This is a genomic window from Pirellulales bacterium, assembly GCA_036490175.1.
Classification (GTDB): domain Bacteria; phylum Planctomycetota; class Planctomycetia; order Pirellulales; family JACPPG01; genus JACPPG01.
This window is the reverse complement of sequence record DASXEJ010000233.1, coordinates 1-6,154: the sequence shown is the minus strand read 5'-3', so window position 1 is coordinate 6,154 and position 6,154 is coordinate 1. Positions and strand designations below refer to the sequence as shown.

The window sequence follows — 6,154 nt, the reverse complement described above, 5'->3', positions numbered from 1 at the left end:
TTACAAAGTGCGCCTGGAAGATGGTCGCACGCCAAGCCTGTTCATCAGCCCCTACTATCGCAAGCTGCTGATGAAAGGGGACGCCACGGACGCTGAGAAGGAATGGATCAAGCGTAAGATCAATTCTGCCCAGTGGTTGATCGAATCGATCGAACAGCGCCGCAACACCCTCACGCGCGTCGCGCAGGCGATCATCGACCACCAAACGGAGTTTCTCAATAAGGGTCCCGAATTCATCGAGCCCCTAAAAATGCAGCAAATCGCCGACAAGGTGGGCGTACACGTCACCACCGTCAGTCGGGCCGTGGACGACAAGTGGATTCAGACAACGCGAGGAATTTTCCCGCTGAAGCGATTCTTCGGCGGCGGCACCGTCAGCGCCGCAGGCGAGGAAGTTGCTTGGGACGCTGTGCGGCTCAAACTGCAAGAGATTGTCGATGGCGAGAGCAAGCAGCATCCTTTTAGCGACGATGAATTGGTCAAGGAGCTGGAAAAGCACGGCCTGTCAGTGGCGCGCCGAACAGTGACCAAGTATCGCAAGGCGATGAAGATCCCCAGTTCGCGGCAGCGTCGTGACTGGACGCTGGCGCCGCACGAGCACGGAGACGATGCTGGTCCGCCGCCAAACGGCCCGCTACCCGGATCCGTTCCCCATCCTAGCGATGGAAGTCACGACAGTCTTCACGGTCACGAAATCAGTGATGACGAGGGCGAGGATCGCGACGACGATCAAAGCCACATCCGACGTGATGCGACCTTGAACCCTCCGCGCCACGATGCGCCCCCACGGCTCGATGCTACTCCGCGTCATGCGGGCAATGAGAATGGCTTCGCTCATGGCCACGAAGACGTCTAGGCCGTTGGCCTATCCCACAGCGACTTTCGGCCCGGAACGGGCCGTCGTTTAAAGCGAGTGCGCTTTGCCGCCCAATAGTCGCAACGTTTCGCACGTGCTGGCACATGTCCTACTGGATTTGGCGACCGTATAGTAGACTCTGGGCGTACCAACCCGGGCCGAGACAGGCAGAACCGCGATGAAGTGCCCCTATTGCCGCGTGGACAACGACCGCGTGACGGACTCCCGAGCTAGTGAGGACGGCTTTGCGATCCGCCGACGCCGCGAGTGTGTGCATTGCCGGCGTCGCTATACTACCTACGAGCGCATCGAGGAGCAGACGATCAAGGTCGTAAAAAAGGATGGCGTACGATTTCCCTTCGAACGCGACAAGATCAAGCGCGGCTTGCAAAAAGCCTGCTGGAAGCGCCCCATCAGCGACGAGAAGATCGAAAGCGTCGTGTCGGCGATCGAGATCGAAGTTTATGCCAATTTCGACAGCGAGGTTGAGAGTCGCTATCTGGGAGAACTGGCCATGCAGCACTTGCGCCAGCTAGACCAGGTGGCCTATGTCCGATTCGCCAGCGTTTATCGCGATTTTGCGGACGTCCGCGACTTCGTCGAAGAGCTACAGCCCATGCTCGAAAAAACCGACCAGGGGCCCTAGCTAGGAATCGCCTGTTTTCCGCCTCGGCCAGTTGTTGGTCGCGACGGCGATCGTGGCCTGGAATCCATTTTGTCGTTGTCGTCGGCAAGGCTGCTATTCACCTGTGCCGTTGGGCGATGTCTTGGAGGACGGCGCCGAGCCGGAAGCCGGCCTGCGTGACTCGGTTCGTGGCCACGCGGACTCCGCCATTCAGATACTCCTCGCTGAGCCGCAATGGAGACGGCGGCTGCCCGTCGCTGCGGGTGGCCTGGATGCGCAAATAACCTAGCACTTCGGGGCAATAGACCACGGTTTGTGCCAAGTGCCAGCTCTCATCGAGCCAGATCTTCTCGTCGAGTTGCGCAGCAGCATCCCGACCGAGTTTGGCCAAGTCATCTCGACCCGCCAGTTCCACAGCGCGATCGCGCGCCATGGCAAATGTGGCCCAATCTCCCAGGAACTCATCCCACAGCGCGTGTAAGTTGAAACCCTGCTGCGTCGACACCGAGTTACCGCCCTTATCTCCCTCGGGATACAGCTTGGCCGAAAAGATGGCGGTGGAGTGCAGCGGCTGGTGCAGGTCGCCCAGGTCGTGCAGCAACCAGCACAACCACACGGCTGTCTCACCTTGGTTTTCCGTGCCGGCGGTGAGCGACCGCCGCGCCAGGCGGATTGTTTGCACCGCGTTCATGTCTTGTTGCGCCACCTCGGGCGCGTCGAGCGCCATATTGATGGTAATTTTGCTCTGCAAGGCGGCCCGATCTTCCTCGGTCAAAAAGCTGGGAATGTCGATGTAATGCCACGTCGGATGGTTGTAGATACGTTTTGAATCTTCGGGCAGGCCGCGCGCCATGTCAGGCCAAATAGCCGCTTGCTGGAAAAGCCATTCATTACGCGTCGACTCGTCGCTGGACGCGACGTCGGACGGCATGTAGCGGGCAAAATCTTCTGCAAATCGCGGATGTTGCGAGAGGATCGCGGCCAATGATCTCTGCGCCGCGGGCGTTAGCTGGCGGAACGCCATCGAGGCAATGATTCTATGCCCCGCTTCGCTCCATGCTTGAACCGGCGACGAAAGAAATGCGCAGAGCATTCCGCAGGCAACGGCCAGTCGATGAATTTGCATAATGGTGTGCTTTCCTGTAGCGGCGAACCGTTGCGCGGTCAGAGATGTTTAATCGGGATATTACCAAATCACGCGCTCGACCTTAACGCCGCAACTCTAAAGATTCGCCCGCGCGCGTCAATGAGTTTTGACGCGTCTAACAAAACTCTAGCGCTCTTTTGGCACAGACCACACACGCATCTCACAATTGCCAGCTACAACCCCGTGACCTCGTTGCCCTGGCAGTATGAAATAGTGGCGCGCGGCGACCTCCACTACGCGTTCGTAGTCATGATGCGGCGTTGCATCTTGCGCGGCGGCGAGGCCCATTGCCAGCTGGCACTGAAACTATGCGCCGTGATCGGCTTCGCGCCGCAGTGCCAAGTCTGGCACATCACACTAGGTCGCCGTGCCAGCGAACAAGATTGGTAGATGCTTAACTTTCTTGGGCGTTTGAAGTTTCAGAATCCGAAAGTATTCAAAGCCTGACAGCCTACGGAGAATCCCGTTGAAAAATAAGGCGATGTGTTTGACCCAACTCTTTCGGTCGCGCTATCTCGTCTGCGCCATCATAGGGGGGCTTATGGCGACCGCTGAGATTACTTTTGCGCAGACGCTCCGCATTGTCACTTACAACATCGACGCCGACACCAATGGTGCGGCCGGAGCCGATGCCGGACCGGGCCTGACGACCGTCCTCCAAGCAATCGGTAGTGAAAGTCTGAACGGCCATGCCCAGCCGATAGACGTCTTGGCACTCGAGGAGCTCTACGGTACGCCGAGCACGACGCTTTCTTATATTGTCGGCCAACTGAACGGTATCTATGGCACCGGCACCTACGCCTACGACACCACGACGGATCCGACCGACGGAAACTTCTTGACGGGAAATGGCCCCAGCGGCTTGATCTACAACACCAAAACCGTCCAGGATTTGGGGGCTGTTGCCGTTGGCACGGCCAGCAGCAGCGGCGCGGCGCGGGCGCCCATGCGATACGAATTGCAGCCCATTGGCTCCAGTAGCGCGGCAGATTTCTACATGTACGTCAGTCACGCCAAGAGCGGGACGACGAGTTCCGATGCTACTCGCCGCAATATCGAGGCTACCGAAGTCCGTGCCGACGCAGCAACGCTTGGGCCGAACGCGCACATCATCTATTCAGGCGATTGGAATATCGATCACAGCGGCGAGGCAACGTATCAAACCCTGACGGCTAGCGGTGTAGGGCAAGCCAACGATCCGGCGAATCCGGCCGGCAATTGGACGAGTTCGGCGAGCTTCGCCGGCATCCTGACTGAATCCGCCACCTCGCTCAAGTACCGCGATGACCTACAGCTTGTTTCTGGGCCGATGCTCAACCAGAGCGGCATGCAACTCGTGTCGGGCATGTATACAGCCTTTGGCAACAATGGCACCACGAAATATGGCGGGTCGACGTCCGCGGTCGGCAATACGGCGCTCAGCGATCTGTCAAACCGGGTTGCCGTGCTCAGTGCTCTGACGACGGCAACGGATCACTTGCCAGTGGTGGCCGATTATGCCGTCGTGGGACTCACCCCGCCTCACATTCCAGGCGACGCGAATCAAGACGGCGTTGTCAACGGTTTGGATATCAATCTCGTTGCCAGCAATTGGGCAGAAATGGGGAGCGGTCTTCCCGGCGATGTAAATGGCGACAGCGTCGTCAACGGATTGGATATCAACTTGATCGCGACGAATTGGGTACAGACGACGGGAACTGGTGCGGTGGTCGTTCCCGAACCGTGTGGAATCGTGTTGATGATTCTGGGATTAGGTCTGATGGCGTGTCGGCAGGGAAGACGTTTGACGCCGCGCTGATCAGGATGTCCGTCCGCAGCCGCATCTACAGCATTCGTCTAGGGCGGGATGGTCCATTGCTGACTGACGTCGCCCGCCTCTTAGCAGGCCTTCAGGCTAGTGTGTCGGCCCGCAACTACCGGTCGCGATGTGTTCGCGGATTCACCAAAGTCTCACGGAATTGTGATTCAGACAACATCCTTTCCTAATCGTCGCTCGCTACAGTCGCCGCAAGCAATCGCAGGTTCCACGGCAACCGCGCCACGAGGCGTTTGTTACGTGGCTCGATCGACGACTTGAATTTGTCACGGTCGCGGTGGTTCCCGAGGTTGCAAAGAGTCGGGCTTATTGGATCAATCTGCGTTTTTGCAAAGGTAGGAAAGTCAATGAATGTGACAATTGCGAGACACGGAAAATGTGCGGCGCTGTCGGCTTTGTGCCTGGCTGCGATGTTGTGTGTATCGTCCGCGACCGAGGTTGCCCGCGCTGCAACCATTGCGTCGTGGACGTTCGAAACCTCGGCTCCCGCGACGGCGGGACCATTTTCTCCCGAGGTGGGAAGCGGGTCGGCTCTCGGCTCGCACGCAGGGAGTACGGTCTATAGTGCTCCGGCTGGCAACAGCAGCGTACACTCCTTCAGCTCGACCGCTTGGAGCGTGGGGGACTACTACCAATTCAAGGTGAGCACCACCGGCTTTGCGCAAGTGCAGCTCAGTTGGGACCAGGCCTCGAGCAATACGGGCCCACGCGACTTTGTGCTGCAATACAGTACGAACGGCACCACGTTTACGCCGTTCGGAAGTCCCTTCGCGGTGCTGACCAACGGCGCTCCGAACACGCCTTGGACCTCGGTATCGGGCACGCCGAACCCGGCGTACACGATTACCGAGAACCTGTCATCGTTGACGGCCTTGACCAATGCAGCGACCGTCTATTTCCGAATCACGGACAATAGCACGGTGTCCGCCAATGGTGGGGCTGTCGGCTCGGGCGGAACAGACCGCGTTGACAACTTTACCGTCACTGCCACGGGCGTTCCAGAGCCGGGAAGCATCGTGCTGGCGGTCATGGGTGCCTCTGGGCTCTTCATGGCGTTTCGTCGCCGCGGCCGTTAATTGCCGCCTCGGAGTTTGATGGAAGCTATCGCGTGCGGCGGAACGGTCACTCGCATGATCCGTTTCGCCGCACGTTTTTGCATCGGACCTACCCGAGGCCGTCCTGCCTTGGGGTGACGGTGTATCGGCTCGGCCTAATTACCAGCGGTCTTGGGCAAGACATTCCCAAGACGTGGTGGCCTATAAGGGCGCGCAGCATCGGTACTGCGGTTTCCACGCAGGTTGCGCAGTCCGCAAGGTCGAGTCGTCGAAACGTCGCCAAGCGCGTCTGACATGCCGTTGTGTGATCTTCTCTCACACAATCCTATTTGAAGTCTTATTTGGTCCTCATCACGCAAAAACATTGCCTCCCTATTATCTCCGCCATCAAAGCTTGCATCCGCGCCTGTGCCCCTGGCGCCTCACTGACGTCACCTTCAATTGGAGTGCATCCATGAGTCGCTTGTTCAAGTCGTTGCTACCTTCGCGGAGCCGCCGTTCCTCGACGGCACAACTGAAGAATAAATACCGTACTTGCCGTTTGGAGCCGCTCGAGAGCCGAGAGCTGCTGACGGCCAGCAGCGTGGCCAGTGGTGTCGGCACGAATATTGAATACACGGGTCCCTACAGCAACTACATGCCAGTGGGTAGCGGG

The 6,154-nt window shown here is 58.6% G+C and carries 7 protein-coding genes; 6 read left to right on the top strand and 1 reads right to left on the bottom strand.

Annotated features, from left to right (window positions below):
- On the top strand, positions 1–856 hold an 856-nt coding region (locus tag VGG64_17205), incomplete at its 5' end, for a hypothetical protein (GenBank protein HEY1601343.1).
- 178 nt (positions 857–1,034) lie between these two features.
- Entirely contained in the window at positions 1,035–1,502 is a 468-nt protein-coding gene (gene nrdR, locus VGG64_17200) for a transcriptional regulator NrdR (protein HEY1601342.1), read from the top strand.
- A gap of 97 nt (positions 1,503–1,599) precedes the next feature.
- Here nrdR and VGG64_17195 read toward each other — a convergent pair whose 3' ends face one another.
- Positions 1,600–2,607, bottom strand: coding sequence for a S1/P1 nuclease (locus VGG64_17195; protein ID HEY1601341.1), 1,008 nt, complete (start codon positions 2,605–2,607; stop codon positions 1,600–1,602).
- 273 nt (positions 2,608–2,880) lie between these two features.
- On the opposite strand from VGG64_17195, the gene VGG64_17190 reads away from it, so the two are divergent.
- The 4 genes from VGG64_17190 to VGG64_17175 form a co-directional block, all read left to right on the top strand.
- Positions 2,881–3,018, top strand: coding sequence for a hypothetical protein (locus VGG64_17190; GenBank protein ID HEY1601340.1), 138 nt, complete (start codon positions 2,881–2,883; stop codon positions 3,016–3,018).
- 151 nt (positions 3,019–3,169) lie between these two features.
- Positions 3,170–4,426 (top strand): hypothetical protein, encoded by a 1,257-nt coding sequence (locus tag VGG64_17185; GenBank protein HEY1601339.1) that lies wholly within the window; start codon positions 3,170–3,172, stop codon positions 4,424–4,426.
- Positions 4,427–4,791: 365 nt separating this feature from the next.
- Positions 4,792–5,520, top strand: a complete 729-nt coding sequence (locus tag VGG64_17180; protein HEY1601338.1) for a PEP-CTERM sorting domain-containing protein — start codon at positions 4,792–4,794, stop codon at positions 5,518–5,520.
- A 433-nt stretch (positions 5,521–5,953) separates the two neighbouring features.
- A partial coding sequence (locus tag VGG64_17175) for a hypothetical protein (protein HEY1601337.1) occupies positions 5,954–6,154 on the top strand: 201 nt, incomplete at its 3' end.

Coding starts and splice junctions, on each gene's coding strand:
- VGG64_17185 (HEY1601339.1), top strand. CDS start 3,170: ATGGCGACCGCTGAGATTACTTTTGCGCAGACGCTCCGCATTGTCACT.
- VGG64_17190 (HEY1601340.1), top strand. CDS start 2,881: ATGCGGCGTTGCATCTTGCGCGGCGGCGAGGCCCATTGCCAGCTGGCA.
- VGG64_17180 (HEY1601338.1), top strand. CDS start 4,792: ATGAATGTGACAATTGCGAGACACGGAAAATGTGCGGCGCTGTCGGCT.
- VGG64_17195 (HEY1601341.1), bottom strand. CDS start 2,607: ATGCAAATTCATCGACTGGCCGTTGCCTGCGGAATGCTCTGCGCATTT.
- nrdR (HEY1601342.1), top strand. CDS start 1,035: ATGAAGTGCCCCTATTGCCGCGTGGACAACGACCGCGTGACGGACTCC.